The organism is Streptomyces sp. NPDC030840 (assembly GCF_055572015.1).
In genome coordinates this window covers 100,092-124,821 of record NZ_JBVIEE010000003.1, presented here as the reverse complement: position 1 = coordinate 124,821, position 24,730 = coordinate 100,092, and the positions used below count along the sequence as shown (strand labels likewise).

24 protein-coding genes, 1 tRNA gene and 1 pseudogene are annotated in these 24,730 nt (G+C 71.7%); 8 read left to right on the top strand and 18 right to left on the bottom strand.

Annotated features, from left to right (window positions below):
* The first annotated feature begins 58 nt into the window (after positions 1 to 58).
* Positions 59 to 1,549, top strand: a complete 1,491-nt coding sequence (locus ACZ49J_RS07835; protein WP_467446616.1) for an MFS transporter — start codon at positions 59 to 61, stop codon at positions 1,547 to 1,549.
* A 190-nt stretch (positions 1,550 to 1,739) separates the two neighbouring features.
* Positions 1,740 to 2,531: a TetR/AcrR family transcriptional regulator C-terminal domain-containing protein gene (locus ACZ49J_RS07830; RefSeq protein WP_467446615.1), complete on the top strand. Its 792-nt coding sequence runs from the start codon at positions 1,740 to 1,742 to the stop codon at positions 2,529 to 2,531.
* Positions 2,532 to 2,691: 160 nt separating this feature from the next.
* Here the strand turns inward: ACZ49J_RS07830 and ACZ49J_RS07825 are convergent, their stop codons facing one another.
* The 4 genes from ACZ49J_RS07825 to ACZ49J_RS07810 all read right to left on the bottom strand — a co-directional run bounded on the left by ACZ49J_RS07825 (position 2,692) and on the right by ACZ49J_RS07810 (position 7,312).
* Positions 2,692 to 3,162, bottom strand: coding sequence for a PPOX class F420-dependent oxidoreductase (locus ACZ49J_RS07825; RefSeq protein ID WP_467446614.1), 471 nt, complete (start codon positions 3,160 to 3,162; stop codon positions 2,692 to 2,694).
* A 116-nt stretch (positions 3,163 to 3,278) separates the two neighbouring features.
* A complete protein-coding gene (locus tag ACZ49J_RS07820; protein WP_467446613.1) occupies positions 3,279 to 4,103 on the bottom strand; it encodes a YceI family protein in 825 nt (274 codons plus the stop codon).
* A gap of 104 nt (positions 4,104 to 4,207) precedes the next feature.
* Positions 4,208 to 6,646: an MFS transporter gene (locus tag ACZ49J_RS07815; protein ID WP_467447182.1), complete on the bottom strand. Its 2,439-nt coding sequence runs from the start codon at positions 6,644 to 6,646 to the stop codon at positions 4,208 to 4,210.
* A gap of 96 nt (positions 6,647 to 6,742) precedes the next feature.
* Positions 6,743 to 7,312: a MarR family winged helix-turn-helix transcriptional regulator gene (locus ACZ49J_RS07810; protein ID WP_467446612.1), complete on the bottom strand. Its 570-nt coding sequence runs from the start codon at positions 7,310 to 7,312 to the stop codon at positions 6,743 to 6,745.
* A gap of 246 nt (positions 7,313 to 7,558) precedes the next feature.
* Here ACZ49J_RS07810 and ACZ49J_RS07805 point away from each other — a divergent pair, with 246 nt between their 5' ends.
* A complete protein-coding gene (locus ACZ49J_RS07805) occupies positions 7,559 to 7,750 on the top strand; it encodes a hypothetical protein (RefSeq protein ID WP_467446611.1) in 192 nt (63 codons plus the stop codon).
* Between the two features lie 56 nt (positions 7,751 to 7,806).
* On the opposite strand, the gene ACZ49J_RS07800 is transcribed toward ACZ49J_RS07805, so the two are convergent.
* From ACZ49J_RS07800 to ACZ49J_RS07760, 9 genes are all read right to left on the bottom strand, one after another.
* On the bottom strand, positions 7,807 to 8,586 hold the full coding sequence (locus tag ACZ49J_RS07800) for a hypothetical protein (RefSeq protein WP_467446610.1): 780 nt from the start codon (positions 8,584 to 8,586) through the stop codon (positions 7,807 to 7,809).
* Between the two features lie 95 nt (positions 8,587 to 8,681).
* Positions 8,682 to 9,608, bottom strand: coding sequence for an RNA polymerase sigma factor SigF (locus tag ACZ49J_RS07795; protein ID WP_467446609.1), 927 nt, complete (start codon positions 9,606 to 9,608; stop codon positions 8,682 to 8,684).
* Between the two features lie 406 nt (positions 9,609 to 10,014).
* On the bottom strand, positions 10,015 to 10,944 hold the full coding sequence (locus ACZ49J_RS07790) for an RNA polymerase sigma factor SigF (RefSeq protein WP_467446608.1): 930 nt from the start codon (positions 10,942 to 10,944) through the stop codon (positions 10,015 to 10,017).
* A 171-nt stretch (positions 10,945 to 11,115) separates the two neighbouring features.
* Complete coding sequence (locus tag ACZ49J_RS07785; RefSeq protein ID WP_467446607.1) at positions 11,116 to 11,409, bottom strand: Dabb family protein; 294 nt, start codon at positions 11,407 to 11,409, stop codon at positions 11,116 to 11,118.
* A gap of 25 nt (positions 11,410 to 11,434) precedes the next feature.
* A complete protein-coding gene (locus ACZ49J_RS07780) occupies positions 11,435 to 11,611 on the bottom strand; it encodes a hypothetical protein (protein WP_467446606.1) in 177 nt (58 codons plus the stop codon).
* A 149-nt stretch (positions 11,612 to 11,760) separates the two neighbouring features.
* A tRNA-Ser gene (locus tag ACZ49J_RS07775) sits at positions 11,761 to 11,845 on the bottom strand.
* 168 nt (positions 11,846 to 12,013) lie between these two features.
* Complete coding sequence (tadA, locus tag ACZ49J_RS07770) at positions 12,014 to 12,445, bottom strand: tRNA adenosine(34) deaminase TadA (protein WP_467446605.1); 432 nt, start codon at positions 12,443 to 12,445, stop codon at positions 12,014 to 12,016.
* A gap of 83 nt (positions 12,446 to 12,528) precedes the next feature.
* Entirely contained in the window at positions 12,529 to 13,065 is a 537-nt protein-coding gene (locus ACZ49J_RS07765; RefSeq protein ID WP_467447181.1) for a tRNA adenosine deaminase-associated protein, read from the bottom strand.
* Between the two features lie 360 nt (positions 13,066 to 13,425).
* Entirely contained in the window at positions 13,426 to 13,608 is a 183-nt protein-coding gene (locus ACZ49J_RS07760) for a hypothetical protein (RefSeq protein ID WP_467446604.1), read from the bottom strand.
* Between the two features lie 138 nt (positions 13,609 to 13,746).
* Here ACZ49J_RS07760 and upp point away from each other — a divergent pair, with 138 nt between their 5' ends.
* Positions 13,747 to 14,382: a uracil phosphoribosyltransferase gene (gene upp, locus ACZ49J_RS07755; RefSeq protein ID WP_467446603.1), complete on the top strand. Its 636-nt coding sequence runs from the start codon at positions 13,747 to 13,749 to the stop codon at positions 14,380 to 14,382.
* A 182-nt stretch (positions 14,383 to 14,564) separates the two neighbouring features.
* Here the strand turns inward: upp and ACZ49J_RS07750 are convergent, their stop codons facing one another.
* From ACZ49J_RS07750 to ACZ49J_RS07730, 5 genes and pseudogenes are all read right to left on the bottom strand, one after another.
* Positions 14,565 to 15,209 (bottom strand): LytR C-terminal domain-containing protein, encoded by a 645-nt coding sequence (locus ACZ49J_RS07750; RefSeq protein ID WP_467447179.1) that lies wholly within the window; start codon positions 15,207 to 15,209, stop codon positions 14,565 to 14,567.
* Positions 15,210 to 15,365: 156 nt separating this feature from the next.
* Positions 15,366 to 15,662: a type II toxin-antitoxin system VapB family antitoxin gene (locus tag ACZ49J_RS07745; protein WP_003999914.1), complete on the bottom strand. Its 297-nt coding sequence runs from the start codon at positions 15,660 to 15,662 to the stop codon at positions 15,366 to 15,368.
* A gap of 372 nt (positions 15,663 to 16,034) precedes the next feature.
* Entirely contained in the window at positions 16,035 to 16,730 is a 696-nt protein-coding gene (locus ACZ49J_RS07740) for an HdeD family acid-resistance protein (protein WP_467446602.1), read from the bottom strand.
* A 176-nt stretch (positions 16,731 to 16,906) separates the two neighbouring features.
* Positions 16,907 to 17,491, bottom strand: coding sequence for an HhH-GPD-type base excision DNA repair protein (locus ACZ49J_RS07735; RefSeq protein ID WP_467446601.1), 585 nt, complete (start codon positions 17,489 to 17,491; stop codon positions 16,907 to 16,909).
* Positions 17,492 to 17,631: 140 nt separating this feature from the next.
* Positions 17,632 to 17,829 (bottom strand): annotated as a pseudogene (locus ACZ49J_RS07730) (siderophore-interacting protein); the annotation flags it as partial.
* Between the two features lie 74 nt (positions 17,830 to 17,903).
* On the opposite strand from ACZ49J_RS07730, the gene ACZ49J_RS07725 reads away from it, so the two are divergent.
* The 4 genes from ACZ49J_RS07725 (at position 17,904) to ACZ49J_RS07710 (ending at position 24,692) form a co-directional block, all read left to right on the top strand.
* A complete protein-coding gene (locus ACZ49J_RS07725) occupies positions 17,904 to 20,708 on the top strand; it encodes a GNAT family N-acetyltransferase (RefSeq protein ID WP_467446600.1) in 2,805 nt (934 codons plus the stop codon).
* A 10-nt stretch (positions 20,709 to 20,718) separates the two neighbouring features.
* On the top strand, positions 20,719 to 21,198 hold the full coding sequence (locus tag ACZ49J_RS07720) for a cupin domain-containing protein (protein ID WP_467446599.1): 480 nt from the start codon (positions 20,719 to 20,721) through the stop codon (positions 21,196 to 21,198).
* Positions 21,195 to 21,995 (top strand): SDR family NAD(P)-dependent oxidoreductase, encoded by an 801-nt coding sequence (locus tag ACZ49J_RS07715; protein WP_467446598.1) that lies wholly within the window; start codon positions 21,195 to 21,197, stop codon positions 21,993 to 21,995. Before ACZ49J_RS07720 ends, ACZ49J_RS07715 begins: the two co-directional genes overlap by 4 nt.
* A 765-nt stretch (positions 21,996 to 22,760) precedes the next feature.
* A complete protein-coding gene (locus tag ACZ49J_RS07710; RefSeq protein ID WP_467446596.1) occupies positions 22,761 to 24,692 on the top strand; it encodes a copper resistance CopC/CopD family protein in 1,932 nt (643 codons plus the stop codon).
* Positions 24,693 to 24,730 lie beyond the last annotated feature (38 nt).

Genomic DNA, 24,730 nt, shown 5'->3' with positions numbered 1-24,730 from the left:
ATGGGAGGCGTTCTACGCTGTATGGCACTCTCCCCGTACACCGTAGAAGGGCCCATCCATGACGGCGCCGGCGACCGCCGAGACCTCCCCGACCGCCCCACAAGGGCACCCCCAGCGCTGGCTGATCCTCGGCGTCATCTCGACCGCGCTGCTCACCGTGGTGCTGGACAACACCGTCCTGAACGTCGCGATCCCCTCACTCACCAGGGAACTCGGCGCGGCCACCTCCGACATCCAGTGGATGATCAACACCTACTCGCTGGTGCAGTCGGGACTCCTGCTCACTCTGGGCAGCGCCGCCGACCGCTACGGCCGCAAGAAGATGCTGGCCGCGGGCCTGGCCCTGTTCGGTGTGGGCTCGCTGGTCGCCGGGCTGGCCGACTCCACGGCCCAGCTGATCGCGGCGCGGGCCGGCATGGGCGTCGGCGGGGCGCTGCTGATGACCACCACCCTGGCCGTCGCGATGCAGATCTTCACGCCCGAGGAGCAGCCCAAAGCGATCGGCATCTGGGCCGCGGTCAACGCCCTCGGCTTCGCCAGCGGCCCGCTGCTCGGCGGCTTCATGCTGGACCACTTCTGGTGGGGCGCGATCTTCCTGATCAACCTGCCGGTCGCGGCGCTCGCCCTGGTGGCGGTCGTGGTCCTCGTCCCCGAGTCCAAGAACCCGCGGGGCGACCGGCCCGACCTGTTCGGTGCCCTGCTGTCCACGGTCGGCATGGTCTCCCTGGTGTTCGCGATCATCTCCGGTCCCGAGCACGGCTGGACCTCGGGCCGCGTCCTGGTGACGGCGGCCGTCGCGGTCGTGGTGCTGGCGGCGTTCGCGTACTGGGAGAGCCGGATCCCGTACCCCATGCTCGACATGCACTTCTTCAGGGACCGCCGGTTCACCGGAGCCGTCTCCGGTGCGGTCCTGATCACCTTCGGCATGGGTGGCTCGCTCTTCCTCCTCACCCAGCACATGCAGTTCGTCCTGGGATACGGCCCCCTGGAGGCGGGCCTGCGCACGGCACCGCTCGCGCTGACGATCGTGGCCCTGAACTTCTCGGGCCTGGCGGCGAAGTGGGCGACCAGGCTCGGGAACCCGGCCGCCATCGGCCTGGGCATGACGCTGATGGCCGCGGGCCTGGCGTCGATCGCCACGCTCGCCTCCGGCGGTTACGCCGGGACCCTGCTGGGACTGCTGCTCATCGGCGCGGGCGCGGCGATCGCCAACCCGGCGATGGCGCACGCCATCATGAGCGCGATTCCGCCGGAGAAGGCGGGGACCGGGGCCGGGATCAACGGCACGGTGGCGGAGTTCGGGCAGGGGCTGGGCGTCGCGGTGCTGGGCGCCGTCCTGAACTCGCGGTTCGCGGCGCTGATTCCGGTGGCGGCGAGTTCGCTGCCGGCGGCGCTGGCCTCGGCGTCGTCGGCGCGGGAGCGGGCGCGGATCACCGACGCGTTCGCCTCCGGCTTGTCGGCGAGTCAGCTGGTGGGGGCGATTGCCGTGCTGCTCGGGGGTGTGGTCGCGGCGATGCTGCTGCGCAGGGCTGAGAGGGCGGGCGCCTAGGAACTCGGGTCGTGCGGTGCTTGGGCGGCTGCGGGGTTCGATGTGGTTGATCGCTCCCCCACTCTCGGCTTCGCTCGAGCGGGGGGACCCCCATCGCGGCGGAGCCGCATATCGACAGCGCCACGCGCCCCTTCGGGGCGCGCGGCGCCTAGCATCGTGATCTGCTGTTGAAGTGCGAGGAAGGTGCGCCATGGTGGCAGCCGAGGGGGCGAAGCGCCGTCCGGCGCGGGCCAGTGTCTGGCTGGAGGACAGGGCGCGGCGCGGCGGGACGGCACGCGGCGGGCAGCCCTCCGGCCTCGACCGGGACCGGATCACCGCGGCGGCGGCGGCCCTGCTGGACGCCGAGGGGCTGGCGAAGTTCTCGATGCGCCGGCTGGCCGCGGAGCTGAACGTGACCGCGATGTCCGTGTACTGGTACGTGGACACGAAGGACGATCTGCTGGAACTGGCCCTCGACGCGGTGTTCGGTGAGATGCGGACGCCGGCCCGCATCCCGGGCGACGAGGAGGACTCCACGGCGGACTGGCGCGATCTGCTGCGGGAGCTCGCCGTGGACTACCGGTCGGTGCTGGTCCGCCATCCGTGGGTGTCGCCGCTCGCCGGGACCTTCCTCAACATCGGGCCGAACTACCTGGAGTTCTCCTTCGCCGTGCAACGCGTGATCCGCCGGACGGGGCTGCCGCTGTCCGAGCAGACGGGGGCGATCTCGGCGGTCTTCCAGTTCGTGTACGGGTTCGGCACGATCGAGGGGCACTTCGTGGAGCGCTGCGCCGCGGCCGGGGTGAGCCGCGACGAGTTCCTCAGCGATGCGATGGCCGTGGTGACGCGGCTTCCGGAGATCAGCCACGTCATCGAGGGATCGAAGGCGATCATGGATGCCCGTGGCGGCGACACGGTGGCCGAGATGTTCGATCGCGACTTCTCCACCGCGCTGGAGATCGTGATCGGGGGAATCGAGGCGAGGGTGGCACGGGCCGGCTGAGTTCGAGCCGGCTTGCCACCGCTGGGGCGCGGGGCTGTATCGATATGCGGCTCCGCCGCGAAGGGGGTCCCCCCGCTCGAGCGAAGCCGAGAGTGGGGGAGCGACCAGCCACGACGCACCCGCACCCGACCACCGCCCCAGCGGGGCAGACGCTACCCCGCTAATCCTGCGGAGCAAGCCGCGCGGGGAACCCGCCCGTCGCCACCGGCCCCCACTTCACGGGCGTGACGCGGATGATCGACTTACCCTGCTTGACCATGGCCTCCCGGTACTCGTCCCAGTCCGGGTGCTCGCCCGCGATGTTCCGGTAGTACTCGACGAGGGGCTCGACCGAGTCGGGGGAGTCGATCACCTCGGCCGTGCCGTCGATCTGGACCCAGGGGCCGTCCCAGTCGTCGCTGAGGACGATCAGGCTGACCTGGGGGTCGCGCTTGGCGTTGCGGGTCTTGGCGCGCTCGGGGTAGGTCGAGACCACGATGCGGCCCGAGTCGTCGACGCCGCAGGTCAGGGGCGAACCCTGGGGGCTGCCGTCGGAGCGGCGGGTGAGCAGGATCGCGCGGTGGCGCGGGCGTACGAAGTCCAGCAGCTCGTCGAGGCCGACGGCGGTGTTCGTCGCGATGTTCGGTGCCATGGTCGCAGCCTAGGCCCTCGGAGCCCGCCGAGCCTGACCCTGCCGTTCCTACGTCTGCGGCAGTCCTCCGTCTGCGGAAGGTCTACATCTCCGGAAGGTCTACATCTCCGGAAGGTCTACATCTGCGGCAGTGTCTCGCCCTGGACCGCCTGGATGTCCAGTTCCACCTTGAGGGTGGTGCCGATCGCGGCGATCCCGGCCTGCAGCACCTGGTTGTAGTTCATCGCGAAGTCCTCGCGGTGGAGCTGGGCCGTGGCGTGGAAGGCGGCTCGTATGCCGCCCCAGGCGTCCTTGCCGGTGCCCAGGTAGGTGAGGGAGAGGTCGACGGGGCGGGCGACGCCGTGCATCGTGAGTTCGCCGTGGAGCGTCCACTGGTCGGGGCCGGCCGCCGGGGTGAGGCCGGTCGAGCGGTAGGTGATCGTCGGGTGGGCCGAGACGTCCAGGAAGTCCGGGGAGCGGAGGTGGTCGTCCCGCATCCCGTTGCCCGTGTCGATGGAGGCAGCGGTGATGACGGCCTCCACACGGGACGTGGCCACGTCGTCGGGGGCCACCTCGATCCGGCCGGAGAAGTCCGTGAAACGGCCGTGGATGGTGGAGATCCCCAGGTGGCGGGTGACGGCGGTGACCGAGGAATGGGCCGGATCGATGGTCCAGGGACCGGGCGGGGGAAGCTCGGTGCCGCCCTGGCGGGTCAGGGTCACGGTGCCGATCTCCGCCCGTCCGCTCGCCGTGACGATCGCCGTGGAGGCGGAGGGCGCGTAGCCGACGGCCGTGACGATCGCGGTGTACGCGCCGGGCGTGAGGGCGGTGGTGTCGTGCACCGTGCCCTCCTCGCAGGCCGCCGCCCGCACCACCTGCGCTCCGGTCATGTCGATCAGCGTGACGACCGCGTGGGACACGGCCCAACCGTCACGGGTGAGGATCTTCGCGGTCAGTCCCATCGTGGGTCACTCCTTGGATGAGGCCGGCCCGTGGAGCGCGCGTCCGCTCTGCGCGTGCTCCACGGGCCGGGGTTCGGTGGATGGCTCGGGAACCCGCCGGTGGACTACTCGCCGGGGTGGGCCAGTTCGATGTCGTGACCGTCGACTCCCGGGCCGGTGACCGTGAGGGCGGTCGCCACCGGGGGGTAGCCCGTCGCGATGACGGTGTACTCGCCGCCGTCCAGGTCGGTGAAGGCGTACGCACCGTCCGTGCCGGTCGTGGCCGTGCCGACGACGTTGCCCGCGGCGTCGACCAGGGTGACGCGGGCGTCGGTCAGGGGGCCGCCGGAGGCCCGTACGACACCCTGGAGGCGGGCCCCGGAGGGGAGGTCGATCTCGACCCGGGTGACGCCGGTGCCGCTGATGTCGACGGGGAGGGCGCGGGGGCGGTGGCCCGCCGCGGTCACCGCGACCGTCACCGTGCCGGGGACGAGGTCGGCGAAGGTGAACTCGCCCTGCTCGCCGGTGGTCCCGGTGGCCAGCACGTCTCCGCGCACGTCCGTGACGACGACCATCGCGTCCTTGACCGGCAGGGCCGTCCCGGCGTCGCGGACCGCGCCGCTCAGCCCGCTGGTCCCGCTGAGCAGGATGTCGTACGTGACCGGCTCGCCGTCCACCACGATCGTGGACGCCTGGGGCTGGAAGCCGTCGGCGGCGGCGATCAGGACGTAACTGCCCGAGCCGGGCGCGTCCACGGCGTAGGCGCCGTCGGCCTGGGCGACCGCGCGTCCCAGCTGACGTCCCCCGAGGGAGATCAGCGTGACGGAGGCCTGCGGCACGGGTGTGCTCTCGGCGCCGCGGACGTGGCCGTGGATCGGGGTGCCGCCGGAGGAGGGGCGCTCGTCGGTGGCCACGGTGGCGACCGCGGCGAGCCGCCGGGTGCCGTCGGGAGCGGGCGCCGTCGCGGTGGTCGCGGTGGTGCCGGCCGGCGCCTGCCCCTCGGGACGGGCGGCCGCCTCGGCCACCGGCGCGAACTCCTCGGCCTCGGCCGGCTCGGCGGACGCGACCCTGGTCTTCAGCGGGACCTCCTTGATGAAGAAGGACACCAGGAGTGCGACCAGTGCCAGGGGCGCGGCGTAGAGGAAGACGTCCGCGACGCCGTGGCCGTAGGCGCTCTCCACGACCGTGCGCACCGGTGCGGGAAGGGCGGCCAGATCGGGGATGCCCCCTCCGCCCGTACCGGCGTGGCCGAGGGCGGAGCCCCGGGGACCGAGATCCGCGAGGCCGTCCTTGACGTAGTCGGTGATCCGGTTCGCGAGGACCGCGCCGAGCGCCGAGACGCCCATGGCACCGCCGAGGGACCGGAAGAAGGTCACCGTCGAGCTCGCGGCACCCAGGTCGGTGGGGGCCACCTGGTTCTGCGTGCACAGCACCAGGTTCTGCATCATCATGCCGACGCCGAGGCCCAGCAGGGCCATGAAGACCGCGATGTGCCAGTACTCGGTGTCGTACCGGATCGTGCCCAGCAGGCCGAGGCCCGCGGTCACCAGCACGCCACCGGCGATCAGCCACGCCTTCCAGCGACCGGTCCGGGTGATGACCTGACCGGACACGGTGGAGGAGACGAACAGGCCGGCGATCATCGGGATGGTCATGACGCCGGACATCGTGGGCGACTTGTCCCTGGCCAGCTGGAAGTACTGGCTGAAGAAGACGGTGCCCGCGAACATCGCGACACCGACGAACAGCGACGCCAGCGAGGCCAGCGTGATCGTGCGGTTGCGGAACAGCCGCAGCGGGATGATCGGCTCGCTCGCCTTCGCCTCGACGAGGACGAAGAGCAGCAGCAGCGCCAGAGAGCCGCCGGTCATCGCGTAGGTCTGCCAGGACAGCCAGTCGTACTTGTCGCCGGCGAAGGTCACCCAGACCAGCAGCAGGCAGACGGCGGCGGTGATGAAGAAGGCGCCCGCCCAGTCGACCTTGACCTTCCGCTTGACGACGGGGAGGTGCAGGGTCTTCTGCAGCACGATCAGGGCGATCACGGCGAAGGGGACGCCGACGTAGAAGCACCAGCGCCAGCCCAGCCAGCTGGTGTCGGTGATGACACCGCCGATCAACGGGCCGCCGACCATCGCGGTGGCGAAGGTGGCGCCGAGGTAGCCGTTGTAACGGCCCCGCTCACGCGGGGAGATCATCGCGGCGAGGATGATCTGGGCCAGCGCGGACAGGCCGCCCATGCCGATGCCCTGGACCGCGCGGAACCCGATCAGCATGCCGGGGTTCTGCGACAGGCCGGCCGCCGCCGAGCCCAGTACGAAGATGATCAGGGCGCACTGGATCAGCAGCTTCTTGGAGAACAGGTCGGCGAGCTTGCCCCACAGCGGGGTGGACGCGGTCATCGTCAGGAGCGACGCGGTCACGACCCAGGTGTAGGCGCTCTGGCCGCCGCCCAGGTCGCCGATGATCCGGGGCAGGGCGTTGGACACGATCGTCGACGACAGGATCGCCACGAACATGCCGAGCAGCAGCCCGGTCAGCGCTTCCATGATCTGCCGGTGCGACATCGGGGCGCCGCCCGGGGCGGTACCCGCGTGCTTGGCATGGGCCCGCACACCGGCTGGTGTGGTCGTTGCCATGGACTTCCTTCTCTTCGTTGCTGCTTATGCGGGTGTACGGGGGGTGTTACCGGAGCTGTGCCCGGTGACGATCTTTTCGGTGGTGGTCTCTTCTGCAACGGGTGCGGTGACGGGTGCGGCCACGGATGCGGTGACGGATGCGGTCTGCGGGACCCGCGGGCCCGTCCGGCAGTCGCCGAAGCTCGCGCGCAGCCGGTTCATGAGCCGGATCAGCTGCCCGACCTCGTCGTCCGACCAGTCGCCCAGCCGCTCGGCGAGCAGGTGCGTGGTGGCTTCGTAGAGCTCGTCGAGCCGGGCCCGGCCCGCAGGGGTCAGGCGCAGGATGCGGGAGCGCTTGTCTGCCGGGTCGGGGAGCCGCTCGATCCAGCCGCGCCCGGCGACGTGGGCGACATGGCGGCTGGTCACCGACATGTCCACGGCGAGCAGTTCCGCGAGCCTGCTCATCCGCATGTCGCCGTGGCGCCCGAGCAGCGTGAGCACGCCCGCCGAACCGCCCGGGCAGTCCGGCGGCATGGTGCGCTCCATGTCCCGCTTGACGACCCCGATGGCACTGAGCGAACGCGCCAGCTCCTCGTACTGCGCCTTCTCGGCCATCGAAGTTGCCTCCCACCTTTGTTGCTTAAGGCAACCGTACGAGTGATTGGTTGCTGCAGGCAAATGGATTCGAGGGTGCTGGTGATAAAAGCTTGGCAAAGACAAGTATTGGCGAGCGTAAATGTGCAGATGGCGCGGAAGGTCCCGGGTGCGGAACACTCGGTCCAGCCACGGCGTTTACCGCATCAAGCGGGACAGCGCACCCACGGTTGGGAGTGTCCCCCGCGTTCGCTAGGGTCCTGGGCCATGGCTAACATCCAGGGCCCCCAGGGCAACCACGACCCCGCCGGCAGCACCCAGATGTTCCGCGCCTTCGTCGACGAGCCGCAGGGCCGTCAGCAGGCCGCCGCGTCCTCCGGCCCGCGCATCGGCCTGATCGTCGGCGTCATCGCGGCCGTGGCGGTCGTCGTGGCCGTCGCCTGGCTCGCGCTGAAGTAGTCACTTCGGCAGCGGTACTTCGGCTCCAGTCACTGGGACCGTAGTCACCTCGGCCGTCACTTCCACTTCGCCGAGACGTCCTGCGTCTCGATGTGCATGCCCACGGGTACCCGCCACTCCTCGACGCACACCGTCCAGGTCTTCTCGCGGCGGGCTCCGGCGCCGATGGGTGCGGGGAGTTTCCTCGTCGACTCCACGGTCGCCCAGTCGACGCCGAGCGGGCCGATGACATGCGTGCCGAAGGTGACCCTGCCCGAACGCACCGTGGTGCCACCGGTGTTGTGGAACTCGACGGTGACCTTCTCGCACCAGCGCCTGTCGGTGGGTTCCCGCTCGGGCTCGCTCAGGCTCAGTCCGGCGGGGGCCGTGGGAGAGGGTGCCGTCGTGGCGCCGCCGGTGGGCGGGCCGGAGGAGGCCGTCGGCGGTGACGCTGAGGGCGCGTCCGTCGTCGTACGACCGGAGCCGGAGCCGGAGCCGGGACCTGTGCCGTCCGCCGCGGAGCCGGAGCCGGAGCCCGAGTCGCCCTGTGCGCTGGGCAGGGCCGGTTCGGCAGCCGGTCCGTTCCGCGTGTCCGAAGCGCCCTTCCCGTCGGGTGGTCCGGACGAGTCGGGGCGCCTGGAATCCGGCGGTGGCCGTTCGCCCTCCAGCGGTACGAAGGTCACGTCCCCCGTCGGTGCCACGGCCGGCCGGGGCGAGCCGGTCCCCGAGTCCACGGCCACGTAACCGTCGCCGCCGGCGCTCCCGCAGGACGCCACCGCGCCGGCCAGACACACGAGAACCGCCGAGGCGCCGATGACGGCGGCCCGGCGGTCCCGTGTCCACGTCGTGTGAGGCATCGCGCCAGTGTGACTGACGGTTCGTCAATGAGGAACCCGTAGGCAGCAGCCGGCGCGTGAGGCCCTGTTGGCGAGGAGGGGGGAAGGCCCCTCGGTCAGTCGGAGATCAGGCCGTCCCGGAGCTGGGCCAGCGTGCGGGTGAGGAGGCGGGAGACGTGCATCTGGGAGATGCCGACCTCCTCGCCGATCTGCGACTGCGTCATGTTCGCGAAGAAGCGGAGCATGATGATGCGGCGCTCGCGGGGCGGCAGCTTGGCGAGCAGGGGCTTGAGGGACTCGCGGTACTCGACTCCCTCCAGCGCGGTGTCCTCGTAGCCGAGGCGATCCGCCAGGGAGCCCTCGCCACCGTCGTCCTCGGGGGCCGGGGAGTCCAGCGAGGACGCCGTGTACGCGTTGCCCACGGCCAGGCCGTCGACCACGTCCTCCTCGGACACACCCAGCACGGCCGCGAGTTCGGTGACCGTCGGGGAGCGGTCGAGCTTCTGCGAGAGCTCGTCGCTCGCCTTGGTCAGGGCCAGGCGCAGCTCCTGGAGGCGGCGCGGGACCCGGACCGACCACGAGGTGTCGCGGAAGAACCGCTTGATCTCGCCCACGACCGTCGGCATCGCGAACGTCGGGAACTCCACGCCCCGTTCGCAGTCGAAGCGGTCGATCGCCTTGATCAGGCCGATCGTGCCGACCTGGACGATGTCCTCCATCGGTTCGTTGCGCGACCGGAAGCGGGCGGCGGCGTAACGCACCAGCGGGAGGTTGAGCTCGATGAGGGTGTCCCGGACGTAGGCGCGCTCGGGGCTGTTCTCGTCCAGTGCGGCCAGCCGCAGGAACAGGGAGCGGGACAGGGTGCGGGTGTCGATGTCCGCCGAGGCCGGCGCGGCCGGGACATCAGTGGCCGGAACATCAGCAGCCGGGAGGACCGGAGGACCCGGAAGGTCCTGCGGGTCCTGAGGGGCCTGGAGAGCGCCGGGCGCGGACTCGCTCTTGTCGAGCGTGAGCACCTTCGAGCTGCCCTGGTCTGCGGACATGCCACCCCCTTTGGGTCGCGGACGGAACGCGGCGGACGCTCCGTCGTAAGGAACGCAGCCTCCACCTGAATACCGGCTGCGAGGCCGCGGCAAACGCGCTTCCGGGAGAATGTCACATGTCGGCAACACGCTGTAGTGACATGTCGACATGCCAAAGGGGAATAAGCCCTGGTTGGTGCTGGTCTGAGGGGGTTTCAGCCCCCAAGTTCCAGTATGTGGCCCGATGTGCGATTCGCTCGGGCCGGTGATGACCCGGTCTTACTTTCGGTTACCCGTCATGGCCTGGGACCATGTCGGAGCCGGCCTTTCTGTGCGCCCCGTCTGCCTTTGTGCGCCCCGCGTGCCCCGCGTGCCACCTCCGCTTTCGCAGGTCGTCCCGGATGCTGGACACCACCGTTGGCGGTGGTCAGGCCTCGATCCGGTTCGCCGACCGCAGCCGGGCGAAGCTACGGGCGAGTAGCCGCGAGACGTGCATCTGGGAGACGCCGAGTTCGGCGCTGATCTGCGACTGGGTCAGATTGCTGTAGTAGCGCAGGAGAAGGATGCGCTGCTCCCGTTCGGGAAGCTGGACGAGGAGGTGGCGTACGAGGTCGCGGTGCTCGACGCCGTCGAGTGCCGGGTCCTCGTAGCCGAGCCGGTCGAGCAGGCCCGGCAGTCCGTCGCCCTCCTGGGCCGCCTCGAGTGAGGTCGCGTGGTACGAGCGTCCGGCCTCGATGCAGGAGAGGACCTCGTCCTCCGTGATCCGCAGCCGTTCGGCGATCTCGGCGGTCGTGGGGGTGCGCCCGAAGGAGGTCGTCAGGTCCTCGGTCGCGCTGTTGACCTGCACCCACAGCTCGTGCAGGCGGCGCGGGACGTGGACCGTTCGTACGTTGTCGCGGAAGTAGCGCTTGATCTCGCCGATCACGGTCGGCATCGCGAAGGTGGGGAACTGCACGCCCCGGTCCGGGTCGAACCGGTCGATGGCGTTGATCAGCCCGATCGTGCCGACCTGGACCACGTCCTCCATGGGTTCGTTGCGGCTGCGGAACCGGGTGGCGGCGTAGCGGACGAGGGGGAGGTTCGCCTCGATGAGGGCGCACCGCACGCGGTCGTGGTCGGGGGTGCCGGGCTCCAGGTGCTTGAGCTCGGCGAAGAGCACCTGGGTGAGGGCGCGGGTGTCGGCGCCCCGGCTGCGCTGCGGAGCGGGTTCGGGTTCCGGGGGTGGTTCGGCCGGCGGCCCGGGAGGCTTGGGCGGTGGCTCGGAGGGCTCGGCCGGCGGCTCGGGAGGCTCGCCCTGGAGGCGGGACGCTTCGTCTGCCGACCGGGGTGGTGCTTGAGGCGCAGTGCTGGCCGGCACGGTCAACTCCACCTCCGACTCCACCTCGCAATCCGTCAACGCATCCGGCAAAACCGGTCATAGCATCACAAGTAATGCGTGTTGCGATCAAGCACCGCATATCGCCGTGTTGAGGATGCGCGGGGACGAGGGACGGCGGTTGGGCCGTACGACGCAGTGGAGAGTGACGGCTCAGAACTCGTAGTCGGCGACCACCCAGGTGGCGAACTCGCGCCACAGCGCGACGCCCGCCTGGTGCGCCGGGTGCTCCAGGTACCGCTTCAGCGCGTCCGTGTCGTCGACCGCCGAGTTGATCGCGAAGTCGTACGCGATGGGCCGCTCGGAGATGTTCCAGCCCAGCTCCCAGAAGCGCAGCTCCTCGATCAGCCCGCCAAGGCCGCGGAAGGCCTCGACGCCGGCCACGACGCGGGGGTCGTCGCGCTCGACACCGTCGTTGAGCTTGAAGAGGACCAGGTGGCGGATCATGGATGCTCCGGGGGATTCGGGTCGGTCACTTCGCCCCGTTGGCGATCCACGTCATGAAGTCGCCGATGGCCTGGGCGGCGTTCGAGATGCCCTCGAACCCTATCTGGACGTACTTGGCGGCCTGGGCCGGGTCGGTGATGATCACGTAGAGCACGAAGACCACCAGCACGTACACCGCGACTTTCTTTCCCTGCACTGCCACGAGGCCTCCCCCGTCTCCTGCGCCCCATGGGCCTCTGATTGACGGCGGTGAGTGTATCCCGGGCATGTGTTCGGGGGAATTGTGCTGATCCTGATGCTCACGAGGTCCACGCACAAAGGGCCCCATCTCTCGACGGGGCCCTTCATCAGCGGTAGCGGAGGGATTTGAACCCTCGGTGACTTGCGCCACACTCGCTTTCGAGGCGAGCTCCTTCGGCCGCTCGGACACGCTACCGAGGGAGACACTACCCCAAGGTGGGCCCTGGTTTGAAATCGGTATCCGTGGGCCGGGGTTCCCGCTCGGCGCCGGGGTACCGAGCGGGTTCAGCGGTGTGGGTCTCAGTGGGTGCGGTTGTCAGTGGGTGCGGTTGTCCGTGGCCGCGGGTCCCAGTGGCCGCGGGTCTCAGCGGGTGCGGAAGAAGTCGGTGAGGAGCTGGGCGCACTCGGTGGCGAGCACGCCCTCGATCACCTCGGGGCGGTGGTTGAGGCGCCGGTCGCGTACGACGTCCCAGAGGGAGCCCGCCGCGCCGGCCTTCTCGTCGCGGGCGCCGTAGACGACCCGGTCGACCCGGGACTGCACGAGGGCGCCCGCGCACATCGTGCAGGGTTCGAGGGTGACGACCAGTGTGCAGCCGGTCAGCCGCCACTCTCCCAGTCCGGCCGCCGCCCGGCGCAGGGCGAGCACCTCGGCGTGGGCCGTCGGATCACCGGTCGCCTCCCGCTCGTTGTGCCCGGCGGCCAGCACGGTCGTGCCGTCCGGGGCCAGCAGGACAGCGCCGACCGGGACGTCTCCGCCCGCGGTCGCGCGCTCCGCCTCGTCCAGGGCGAGCCGCATCGCGGCCCGCCAGCGGTCACGTACCGGGTCCGTGGCGACCGGTGTCTCCTCCGCTTGTGGGGTCCGGTGGGCCGGGCAGGGGCTCAGCGGACCGTCTCCAGGACCTCCGAGGCGCCCAGGGCCTCGGCGATCGTGTTCAGCGCGTCGTCCGCGTCGAGGGAGCGCAGCTCCTTCTCGCTGACGCCCAGGTCGTCGAGGACCTCGCTGTCCCCGACGGGACCGTGCGGCACGGCGGCGTCGGAGGCCGCGCCGTCGTCATCGTCGTCGTCGTTCTCGGGCTCACCGTCCTCGGTGCCGTCGAGGTCGAGGGAGTCCAGGTCGGCGCCGTCGTCGCCGGGCTCCCTTCCGAGCAGTTCGTCGGTGAGCAGGATCTCGCCGTACGAGCTGCGGGCGGCTGCGGCGGCGTCCGAGACGTAGATCCGAGGGTCGTCCTCGCCGTCGACGCGGACGACACCGAACCAGGCGTCCTCCTGCTCGATGAGCACCAGCACCGTGTCGTCCTCGGGGGAGGCTTCACGGGCCAGGTCGGCGAGATCCGACAGCGTTTCCACATCGTCGAGCTCTGTGTCGCTCGCTTCCCACCCGTCTTCGGTGCGCGCGAGCAGTGCGGCGAAGTACACCGTGACTCTCCCACTGGTCATAGGCGTGCCGGTTGGGGTTCCCCCCGGCGGAGGTTGCGGGCGGGGAGTGCGTGCTCCGAGCCCCACCCACTCGGAATCGTGGCAGAAACAGAGCGCTCTGGGGACGTCTTCGCCCCGCTGTGTCCCCACACTGCCGATCGCGCGTCGCTGATCGCTCGACCACTTGCGGGAGGCGGGAACCTGTGCGCACCGGCTCGGAGAACCAGTGCTCACCGGCTTGGAGAAGGGGTGTACCTGGGCGCTTGCTGCTGCCGTGGTGATCGTACGCGGCTCCGGGCACCGGGACCGCACGCGGCTCCTTCGGGTACGGCTGTGTGGACCGGCGGGTACGGCGTGTTGCTACCAGCGGAACGTGCGCATACGCATCACGTGGCGCAGTCGGGCCACCTTGGCGCGGCGGGGCTGGACACGGTCGCGCAGTTCCCGGGCCTCTGCCAGCTCCCTCAGGAACCGGGCCCGGCGCCTCCTGCGCTCGGCCTCGGTCTCCGGCTGCTCCGGCGACCCCTCGTCCACGTCCGGCATAGACACACCACCCCAGTCAGTTCTTCCCGCATTCCCCCGGATGGGCGGTTTGATGCGAACCGAGGGGTGACGTTCGCGGTCCCGCTCTTGCCGAGCGCGCCGGTGGAGTGCAGCGAGGGCCCGGATACTCTGATGGGCATGCGTCTCCACGTCGTCGACCACCCTCTGGTCGCCCACAAGCTCACCACGCTGCGCGACCAGCGCACCGACTCCGCGACCTTCCGTCGGCTGGCCGACGAGCTGGTCACCCTCCTCGCCTACGAGGCCACCCGCGACGTGCGCACCGAGGCGGTCGACATCGTGACCCCGGTCGCCCCCACCACCGGGGTGAAGCTCTCCCATCCACGCCCGCTGGTGGTGCCGATCCTGCGCGCCGGTCTCGGCATGCTCGACGGCATGGTCCGCCTGCTGCCGACCGCCGAGGTGGGCTTCCTGGGCATGATCCGCAACGAGGAGACGCTCCAGGCCTCCACGTACGCCTCGCGCATGCCCGAGGACCTCTCCGGGCGCCAGGTGTACGTGCTCGACCCGATGCTCGCCACGGGCGGCACCCTGGTCGCGGCGATACAGGAGCTGATCAAGCGCGGCGCGGACGACGTGACCGCGGTGGTGCTCCTCGCGGCCCCCGAGGGCGTCGAGGTCATGGAGCGCGAGCTGGCGGGCACTCCGGTCACGGTCGTGACGGCGTCCGTCGACGAGCGGCTCAACGAGCACGGGTACATCGTGCCGGGGCTCGGGGACGCCGGGGACCGGCTGTACGGGGCGGCCGAGTAGCCGGCGGTTCCGCCGAGTAGGCAGCGCTTCCGCCGAGTAGTCAGCGGGTTCTGCCCGGCAGTCAGTGGCTCCGTCCAGTAGTCAGTGGCTCTGGCTCCGCCGAGTAGTCAGTGGCTCCGCCGAGCGGTGAGCGAGCAGCCCCTCGGCGGCTCCTCGGCGAAGTCGCTGTTCGGTGGCGCGCTTCAGCAGCCCTTTCGGGTCGCGGTGGGGGTCGGGGACGGCTTGGCCAGGGCGGTGAGTGCCCTGGCGGCGTCCTTCTCCGGCAGGAGCGCCTTGAAGCCGGTGCCGATGACGAGGTCCACCTCGGTGGCCTTCGCGCGGTCGTCGGTCTTCAGCTCGGCGCCCGGCAGCTGGGTGCGCAGGACGGGCAGCGCCGACCCGGTGGCCGTCTTCGCGCCGAGCAGTACGGCCGGGCCGTCCACCTTCTTGTCGTACTCCTTGGTCGCGTTGCCCACGTCGCCGATGCGGAAGCCGCGCTTCTTCAGCTCCTCGGCGGTCTTCTTGGCGAGGCCGCTGCGGGGCGTGGCGTTCAGTACGTTCACCGTGATCCCGTCCGGGCGGGGCAGGGTGGTGGTCCCCGTGGGGGACGGGCTCGCCTCGGTGCCCGGCTTCGCCTTCGTCGTCGACTCCGGCGGGCAGTCCGTCCCCGCGCCGGCCGCGGACGTCTTGTCGCCACCGGTGAAGACGTCGATGAGCTGCAGTGTTCCCCAGCCGATCAGCCCGACCACGGTCATGGACGCGATGACCGTGAGCACGAGCCTGCGGCGCTTCCGGGGGCGGCGCATGCGCGGGTACTTGTCCCCCGTGATCCGGTACTGGCCGCCCATGCCGGGAGGAGTCAGCATGCTCATGGACGCAGCGTAGTGCGCCCGGGCGGCGATTCCTACTAGATGATCATTACCGAGGCCGGTCCAACCCGAAAGGGCCAACCGGGGGTGGTGGCGGGCGGGTCGCCGCGTGCCGCCCCGCCGGCCCGGTCGGGCTCAGTCGAGCTCGAGGACGCGGGCGTGCAGGACCTGGCGCTGCTGCAGGGCCGCGCGGACGGCTCGGTGGAGACCGTCCTCCAGGTACAGATCGCCCTGCCACTTCACGACGTGCGCGAAGAGGTCGCCGTAGAACGTCGAGTCCTCGGCCAGCAGTGTTTCCAGGTCGAGCTGGCCCTTGGTCGTCACGAGCTGATCGAGGCGGACCGGGCGCGGCGCGACGTCCGCCCACTGCCGGGTGCTTTCCCGGCCGTGGTCGGGGTACGGCCGGCCGTTTCCGATGCGCTTGAAGATCACACGGAAAGCCTACCGGCCCAGACGTTCCGGGCGCAGCCATGGCGGCGGAGTGTGGCGCCGGAAAAGACATGAGGAACTTGGGCGAAGTGTGTGAATCCTGCAAGGTGCTGTGGCGTCCACGGGGGCGCCGACACCGTTGACGGAGGGCTGACGCGAGGGGAAGAGGGGGTGACATGGCGGGTGCCGGTGCGGGTGCGGGTGCGGGTGCGGATACGGATACGGGTGAAGGTGCGGTGCGGGTGAAGGTGCGGTGTGGGGTGTCGGGTCCGTCGTCGGCCGGGCGCCTGCGCGTCGGTGTTGCCTTGGTGCGCGTACCGGGCGCGGGGCGCGTGGTGGTGCGGTGCGCCGGACGCGACGCACCGGCCCCACCGTTCACACCGCGCGCGGACCCCGGTGAACACGCTCGCGGATCCGGACCGCCGTGAGGATCTCGGCGGCACCTACCGCGAGGAGCGCGCAGCCGCCGGCGAGGGCGAGGGCGGCGACCGACGCGAAGGGGGAGGCGACCAGGACGACACCGGCCACGAAGCCGACGGCGCCGAGGAGGATCTGCGGGCCGCGGGCGGGCATCGTCCGGTCGGACGCGGCGGCCAGCGTCTGGGTCAGCCCCCGGAAGAGCCAGCCGATGCCGATCCAGAGGGCGAGCAGCAGGACCGACCGCATCGCGTCCCGGAAGCAGAACAGGCCCAGCAGGACCGACAGCGTCGCACTGACGAAGGCCATGACCCGCAGGGAGGTCGTGGTGTGGGTGCCGAAGGCGGACGCCAGCTGGAGGACGCCGCTGACGAGGAGGTAGAGGCCGAAGAGCACCCCGGTGGCCGCCAGGGAGGCCCACGGCCGGACCAGGACCAGTACGCCGAGGACGAGTGAGGCGGCACCGGCGAGCATGACCGTCTGCCACGCCGTGCGCGCGAGCAGGTGCAGGGGGCCTTCGAAGGGGGCCTCCGGCGGCCTGCCGGAGGTGTCGTACGGGGCCGTGGGGCCGGGGCCGTACGGGTCACGGGCGGCGTGGACCCGGCGGTCGTCGTACTCCGGGCCCCAGGGGGAACTGCTCGGCGGCTCGGTCATGGTCCATGGTCGGGCCGGGGGAGAGCGGGGTGCCATCCGGGGCGGGCCATGCGGTGGAGGGAGCGTGGCTCGCCCGGTCGGCTGCCCGGCTGCCTGCCGGACGCCTCCGCCCACCCTTCGCTGACCTGCCCCCCGGAGGCCTTCGCGGATATGGCGGATATGCCGGAGGCCTTCGCCTACTTGCCGGAGGCCTTCGCCGCCGCCTTGACCTGCTGCTTGTGCGCCCGGACCTTCGCCAGGGACTCCGGTCCGGTGATGTCGGCGACCGAACGGAAGGAGTCGCGTTCGCCGTACGCGCCCGCGGCCTCGCGCCAGCCCTCGGGCTGTACGCCGAGCTGTTTGCCGAGGAGGGCGAGGAAGATCTGGGCCTTCTGGGCGCCGAAGCCGGGGAGTTCACGGAGGCGCGCCAGGAGTTCCCGGCCCGTGGCGACCCCGTCCCACACCGCGCTCGCGTCCCCGCCGTAGTGCTCCACGAGGTACTGGCACAGTTGCTGGATCCGTTTCGCCATGGAGCCCGGGTAACGGTGCACCGCCGGCTTCCGCGCGAGCAGGGCGGCGAATGCCTCCGGGTCGTGCACGGCGATCTCGTGCGCGTCGAGGTCGTCCGTGCCGAGCCGCTGGGCGATGGTGGCCGGGCCCCTGAACGCCCACTCCATCGGGACCTGCTGGTCGAGCAGCATGCCGACGAGCGCGGCGAGCGGACTGCGCCCGAGGAGCTCGTCGGCCTCGGGGTCCTGGGCGAGGTGCAGGGTGACGTTCATGCCTCGATAATCGCTCGGGGCGCCGGTGATCGCCCGGCGGGGGTGCGCATGTTCACCGAGTGTCCTCCGGGGATGCCGAAGGCCTCGGGCGCCGGGCCACCCCGTCCGCCAGTACCCCAAGTACCAGGCCACGTTCACCAGGGTCGGCCGTGTCCGCGCACCGACATGGTCGGACGGGCCCTGGTCTCCGTCGGCATGCCCCCGTCGGTGAGGCGCAGCCGCCGGTGGTGCGGGGTGGCGTCCTCGGCGCCCGTCACGGGTGAACACGGAACCTTCGCACGCGACAGTCGGAGGACCGCGCCCTCCCAGCCGTGCCGCCCCTGCCCATGGGTTTTCACCCTTCGCGTACGATTCCGCCACAGATCACTGTCATTTAGGTGAGCCTAACCTAATGTTCAAGGGAGTCGCAGGGATGACCGTCGAGATCTACCGCGATGCCTGGGGCATCCCGCACCTGCGTGCGGGTGACGCACGCGAACTCGCCCACGCCCAGGGCCTGGCCACGGCCCTTGACCGGGCCTGGCAGCTCGAGACGGAGCGCCACCGCGCCCAGGGCACCACGGCCGCCTTCCTCGGTGCCGGGGCCATCGCCTGGGACCGGTTCGCGAGACGGGCGCGACTCGACGACACCGCGAGGCGCTGTTTCGCCGCCCTGGACAGACGCGACCCCGAGACGGCCGGCTGGGTACGGGCGTACGTCGACGGCGTCAACGCCGGGCTGGCAGAAGGGGCGCTGCGGGCACCCGAGTTCGCGGCCGTCGGCCTCGCCCCCGGCGTCTGGGAGCCCTGGCATCCCCTCGGCGTCTGGCTCTCCACCCACATCCTGTTCGCCGGGTTCCCCGCCAAGCTCTGGCGTGAGGAGGTCGTACGGCACCTCGGTGCGGACGCCGTCGGTCTGTTCGCCACCGACGGGCCGGGTACGTCCGGGAGCAACGGGTGGCTCGTGAGCGGTGCGCGGACCGCCTCCGGGCAGGCAGTCATCGCGGGAGATCCCCATCGGTTCATCGAGGACCCGGGCGTCTACCAGCAGATCCGCCTCTCCTGCCCCGAGTTCGACGTCGTGGGCCTCGCCGTGCCCGGCCTGCCCGGCATCGCCCACTTCGGGCACACGGGCACGGTCGCCTGGGCGATCACCAACGCGATGGCGGACTATCAGGACCTGTACCGGGAGCGGCTGAGGCGTACGGAGGACGGGGGCGTCGAGGCCCTCGACCCGGACGGGGCATGGCGGGTCGCCGCGCGGCACACGGAGGTCGTGGAGGTGGCGGGCGGCGAGCCCGTCGAGGTGGAGGTCATCGAGACCGCGCGCGGGCCCGTCGTCATCGGCGGGCCGGAGGACGGGTCGGCGGACCGGCCGGAGGACGGGCCAGGACGGACACCGGACGGGCAAGGACGGACACCGGACGGTGATCGTGCGGAGCGGCCCGGCACCGGCCGCGCCGGTGACCCGCCCGGCCCCATCAGCCTCCGTTACCCTCCCCGCGTCACCGAGGACCTCGGCATCAGCGCCCTCCTCCCCCTCCTGCGCGCCCGCCGGGTCGCCGACGTGGACCGGGCGTTCGACGACTGGGCCGAGCCCGTGAACGTCGTCCAGGCCGCCGACACCGAGGGCGGCCTGCTGCACCGGGTCGCCGGCCGGGTTCCGGTGCGCGCCGAGGACAACCGCGTCCGGATCGTCCCCGCCTGGGAGCCGGGCCACGAGTGGCGCGGCTGGCACGAGCCGCCGCGCGGCACCGTCGACGGCGGCATCGCGGTGATGGCGAACGCGCGCGGCCTCGCCACCCCCCTCGGCGTGGAGTTCGCTCCGCCGCACCGCGCCGAGCGCATCCGCGCGGTGCTCGCCGAGAGGCCCGTGTGGTCGGCCCCCGGCATGCCCGCCGTCCATATGGACACCCTGCTCGCCTCCGCCGGACCCCTGCTGGACCACCTGGCCGCCCTCGACGAGCTGACCCCGGCCGCCCACACACTGCGCCTGCGGCTCCTGCGCTGGGACCGCCGGATGGAGGCCGCCAGCCACGACGCGGCCGCGTACGCGGTGGTGCGCGGCGCGGTCGTACGGCGTCTCGCCGCCCACCCCGCCTTCGCCGCCCTGGCCGTCCCTCCGGCGTACCCGGAGGTCTTCTCGCCCTGGCTGTCCCTCACCGTCCGCATCGGCTTCGCCCTCGAACACCTGCTCGGTGCGAAGGAGTTGTACGGCATCGACCGGGCCGCGATCGTGCGGGAGGCGGTCGAGGAGGCGGCCGCCAGCGGGTCGGGCGGGGACGGGTCGGGTGGGAATGGGTCGGGCACCTGGGGTGACACCCACCGTCTGGCCCCGTGGCGCGCGCTCCCCGGCTCCCCGGATGTCGCCGAGCCGGGCCTGTCCGGCGACCACGACTGCGTGCTGTGCACCTCGGCCGTGCCCGGTGTCACCGACCTGGCCGCGCGCGGGCCCGCCGCCCGCTACGTCTGGGACCTGGCCCGCCGTGAGGACAGCCTGTGGGTGGTGCCGTTCGGCGCCTCGGGTGTCCCGGGCTCGGCCCACCACCGCGACCAACTCCCCCGGTGGCTCACGGGGGACCTCGTCCCGGTCGTCACCGACTGGGCCCGGCTGACCAAGGAGACCCAGGTGACCCTCCCCTACGGCGCCCGCGAAGCCGTGCACGAGCAAGTGATCGACGGCTTCGGCACCGTCCGCGTCCTGCCGCTCGACCCGCACGCCGACATCGACGTGGTCCACGGCTGGGTGAGCGCGGAACGCGCGTCTTTCTGGGGCATGAACGGGCTGACGAAGGAGCAGGTCCAGGAGATCTACGCCCATATGGACACGCTGGACACCCATCACGCCTTCCTGGCCCTGCGGGACGGCGAACCCGTCGGACTGTTCCAGACGTACGAGCCGGACGCCGACCGGGTCAGCGAGTGCTACGACGTGGAGCCCGGCGACATCGGCATGCACGTGCTGCTCGCGCCCGCCGGGCCGGGCGGTGGGCGTTCCGGCTGGTCGGCCGCACTGCTGACCGCCTTCACGACGTACGTCTTCGCAGGGCTGGGCCGACGGCGGGTCGTCGTCGACCCCGACGTGCGCAACGAGAAGGCGATCGACCGGTTCGTCCGGCAGGGCTTCGAACGCGGGCCGGTCGTGGTCCTGCCGGAGGTCGACCTGCCGGATGTGTACCTGCCGCGGAAGCGGGCGCGACTCGCCTTCCTGAGAAGGGACGAGGCCGCCGGTCGCTAACCTGGGCCGGGTGACCCCCGAAGACCTCGTCGCCCACTACGGACTGGAGCCCATCCCCCGCGAAGGCGGCCGGTTCCGCCGTACGTGGGCGGGGCCCGAGCGATCCGACGGCCGGCCGGAGGGCACCGCCATCGTCGCCCTGCTCACCGCCGAGCCGGGCGACTACTCGGCGCTGCACCGGCTGCCCTCCGACGAGGTCTGGCACTTCTACCTCGGCGACCCGCTGGAGGTCCTGCTCCTCGCCCCGGACGGCTCGTCCCGTACGGTCCTGCTCGGTCCGGACGTCGTCGGCGGGCAGTGGGTGCAGTACACCGTGCCCGCGGGGACCTGGATGGGCGCGCGGGTCCTCGCGGGCGGTGCCTGGTCGCTCTTCGGCTGCACGATGGCGCCGGGTTTCACGTACGAGGGGTACGAGCACGGGGACGCCGCCGAGTTGGCGGCGCGGTACCCGGAACAGGCCGCCCGGATCGCCGAGTTGGGGCGGCCTTGAGCGGCGGCGGGCTGCTGGCCGGGCAGGTCGCGCTGGTGACGGGCGCCGGGGGAGGCATCGGCCGGGGGATCGCGCTGCGGTTCGCCGCCGAGGGGGCGGCGGTCGCCCTCCACCACCGGACGCGGGGCGTGGACGACCTGGTCGAGCGGGTACGGGAGTCCGGCGGGCGCGCGATCGCCCTGCGGGCCGAACTGACGGACGAGGACGCGTGTGCCCGGCTGGTCCACGACGCGGCCGAGTGGGGTGGCGGGCGGCTGACGGCCCTGGTCAACAACGCCGGGGTACAGCCCGTGCAGGCCCTGCCCGGCATGACCGCGGCGGACTGGCGGGCCGTGGTGGACACGAATCTGGCGAGCGTGTTCGCGTGTACGCAGGCGGCGGTCGAGGTGATGCGGGCGCAGGGCGTGGGAGGCGCTGGAGGTGCGGGAGGCGCCGGAGGCGGGGGGTCGGTGACGCACATCGCCTCCATCGAGGCGGGTCGCCCTGCCCCGCTGCACGCCCACTACTCCGCCGCCAAGGCCGCCGTCGTCATGCATGCCCGGTCGGCGGCGCTGGAGTACGGGGCGTACGGGGTCCGCGTCAACACCGTCTCTCCGGGGCTGATCGACCGCCACGGGCTGGAGGAGGACTGGCCGGAGGGGGTGCGGCGCTGGCGGCGGGCCGTCCCTACCGGGCGGTTGGGCCGGCCTGAGGACGTCGGCGACGCGTGCGTCTTTCTCGCCTCACCGATGGCGTCCTGGATCAGTGGGCACGACCTCGTGGTGGATGGTGGGGTGTCGGCGCGGCCGAGCTGGTGACGGGAGTCCCTGGACCGGCCCGGTTTTTCGCCCCCGCCGCCCCTACCCGTCCCATCCCCAGGGGCTCCGCCCCTTCGACCCCCATCGAGGGGGCTGCGCCCTTCTGGACCGCGGCTGAGGGGGCTGCGCCCCCTGAACCTCCACCCTTTCGGGGCTCCGCCCCGGGCTCTCTGTTTCGGGGGTGAGTCCCCGGGCTCTGTCTTCGGGGGTCAGCCCCCGGGCCCCATTTGTGGGCCAGCCCTCGGGCCCCGTTTCGGGGCTCCGCCCGGACCCCGCTCCTCGAACGCCGGAGGGGCTGAAATCTCAGCCAGCGGGGGGCTGGGGGCTCAGCCCTCAGGGGACGGGAATGGGTAGGGGCGGCGGGGGCGAAACCCCCCGGGCCCCTTCTGAGCACGCGGCCCTCCCCATCCGTATGTATGTGACAGCCATGAACGACGGATCCGGAGACACGACGTGGGCCAGTCGAGGGGCGAAGGGCGAGATGGTGGGCGACGGGACGACGGGACGTACGGCGGTGTCGCCACCAGCGGGCCACTCGGAAGCCGGCGCAGTCCTGAACGAGAGGGGAGCGGCCCGGAGGGCGGATCTGCTGGGAGCGGTGCCGTCACCTGCCGCGCCCCCGGAGCCCATGCCCAGCGAGACCTCCGAGACGCCCGAGGCATCCGAGACTCCCGAGACCGACGAGACCGCCGAGACATTCGAGGCAGCCGAGACCTCCGAGGCCTTCCCGGCGCCCGGTGCCGGCGCCGCGGGCTTCAGCGCCTGGTGCTGCTGGGCACCGTGCTGGTCCTGTTCCTCCTCGGCGGCGCGGGGACGGCGTCCGCGCACGCCGCACTCCGCGACAGCGACCCCCGCGACGGAGTAGTCCTCAAGTCCGCGCCCCGGCAGATCACCCTCAGCTTCACCGAGAACGTGAGCCTCCTCGACGACTCGATCCGCGTCGTCGACCCGGACAACCGCCCCGTGGAGACGGGCGAACCGGGACGCGCGGGCAAACGCTCCGACACGGTCCGCGTGACGCTGCCCGACGACCTGGACAACGGCACCTACACGATCGCCTGGCGGGTCGTCTCGGCCGACAGCCACCCGGTCTCCGGTGCGCTGCTCTTCTCGGTCGGCGAGCGGTCGGAGACCAAGGCCGTCGCCACCACGCCCACGGAAGACCCGATCGTCGCCTCCTTCTACAACATCGCCCGGTACGTCGCGTACGGCGGCCTCGCGCTCCTCATCGGCGTGACCGTCTTCACCGCGCTGCTCGGTGGTCGGAGCGCGGCGCTCCGCATGCTGCTCCTGGCCGGCTGGTCGGCCCTCCTCGTCTCCACGGTGGCCCTGCTCCTCCTGCGCGGCGCCTACGAACGGGGCACCGGCATCACGGAGATCCTCGACATGTCCGTCCTGGGGAACACGGTCACGAGCAGGCCGGGCCTGGCCCTGCTGGCCCGGCTGGTCCTGCTGGCGGGGGCCTTCTTCTTCGTACGCGGTGCGGGTACCGCCGTCCAGGCCGTCGGAACCGTAAGGGAGACCGGGCCCCGTCAGAAGGCGGTCCTCGCCGCCGGAGTCGCCCTCTCCGTCGGCCTGGCGCTGACCTGGGCGGCTGCCGAGCACGCCTCCGCCGGCATCCAGGTGCCCGCCGCGATGACGTCCTCCGTGTTGCACCTGCTCGCCATGGCGGCCTGGCTGGGCGGTCTGACGGCACTGCTCACCGTGCTGCACCGCGCCCCGGCGGACCTCTCGGCCGGCGTGGTCGCCCGCTTCTCCCGGCTCGCACTCCTCTCGGTGAGCGTGCTGGTCGTCACCGGCGTGTACCAGTCGTGGCGCGGCCTCGGCTCCTGGGACGCGGTCACGGGGACGAACTACGGCAGGCTCCTGGTCGCCAAGCTGTGCGCGGTGGTCCTGCTGCTCGCGGCCGCGGGCTTCTCCCGGCGCTGGACGGCCCGGTGGGTGACGGCGGGAGCGACGGCGGGCGTACGGGAGCGGCAGCCCGAAAGCGAAGAGACGCGGGTGGAGGTGCGGGTGCCCGAGCGGGTGGGCGGCGGTTCGGCGGACACGAGCGCGGCCGATGGTCCCGGGGCCGAGGGCGACGGGATCACCGTACGGACGACCGAGGCGGCGGACGGGACAACGGACGGGGCGGCGGACGGGAATGCGACGGACACCGGCACCCCTGCCGACGCCGACGGCCCCGAGAACACCGACGACGCCGACGCACACCGCCTCGCCCTCCGCCGGTCGGTCCTCGCGGAGTTCGCCGTCGCCGTCGTGGTGATGGTGATCACGACGGTGCTCACCGTGACGCTTCCCGGCCGCGCCGAGGCGGAGTCGGCGGCCTCGGGCAGGACGACGGCGCCCGGCGAACCCACCGCCTCCAGCAACCTCATCCCGTTCGACGTCGGCACGCCGAACGGCCACGGCAAGATCCAGATCGACGTCGCGCCCGGCACGGTGGGCAAGAACTCCATCCAGGCCGTGATCTTCGGCCCCGACGGCGGCGTCGCCACCGTCCCCGAGGTGCGGGTGACCTTCACCCTGAAGTCCCAGGACGTCGGCCCCATCGACGCCAGGATGGAGAACAGGGGCGGCTACTGGGCGACCGACACCCTCCAGCTGCCGCTCCCCGGGACCTGGACGATGAGGATCACCATCCGTACGACGGACATCGACCAGGTCACCGTGGAGAAGGACGTGAAGGTCTCCTAGCCGAGCTCCTGTCCGTGAGGGGATGGTGCCTGTCCCAG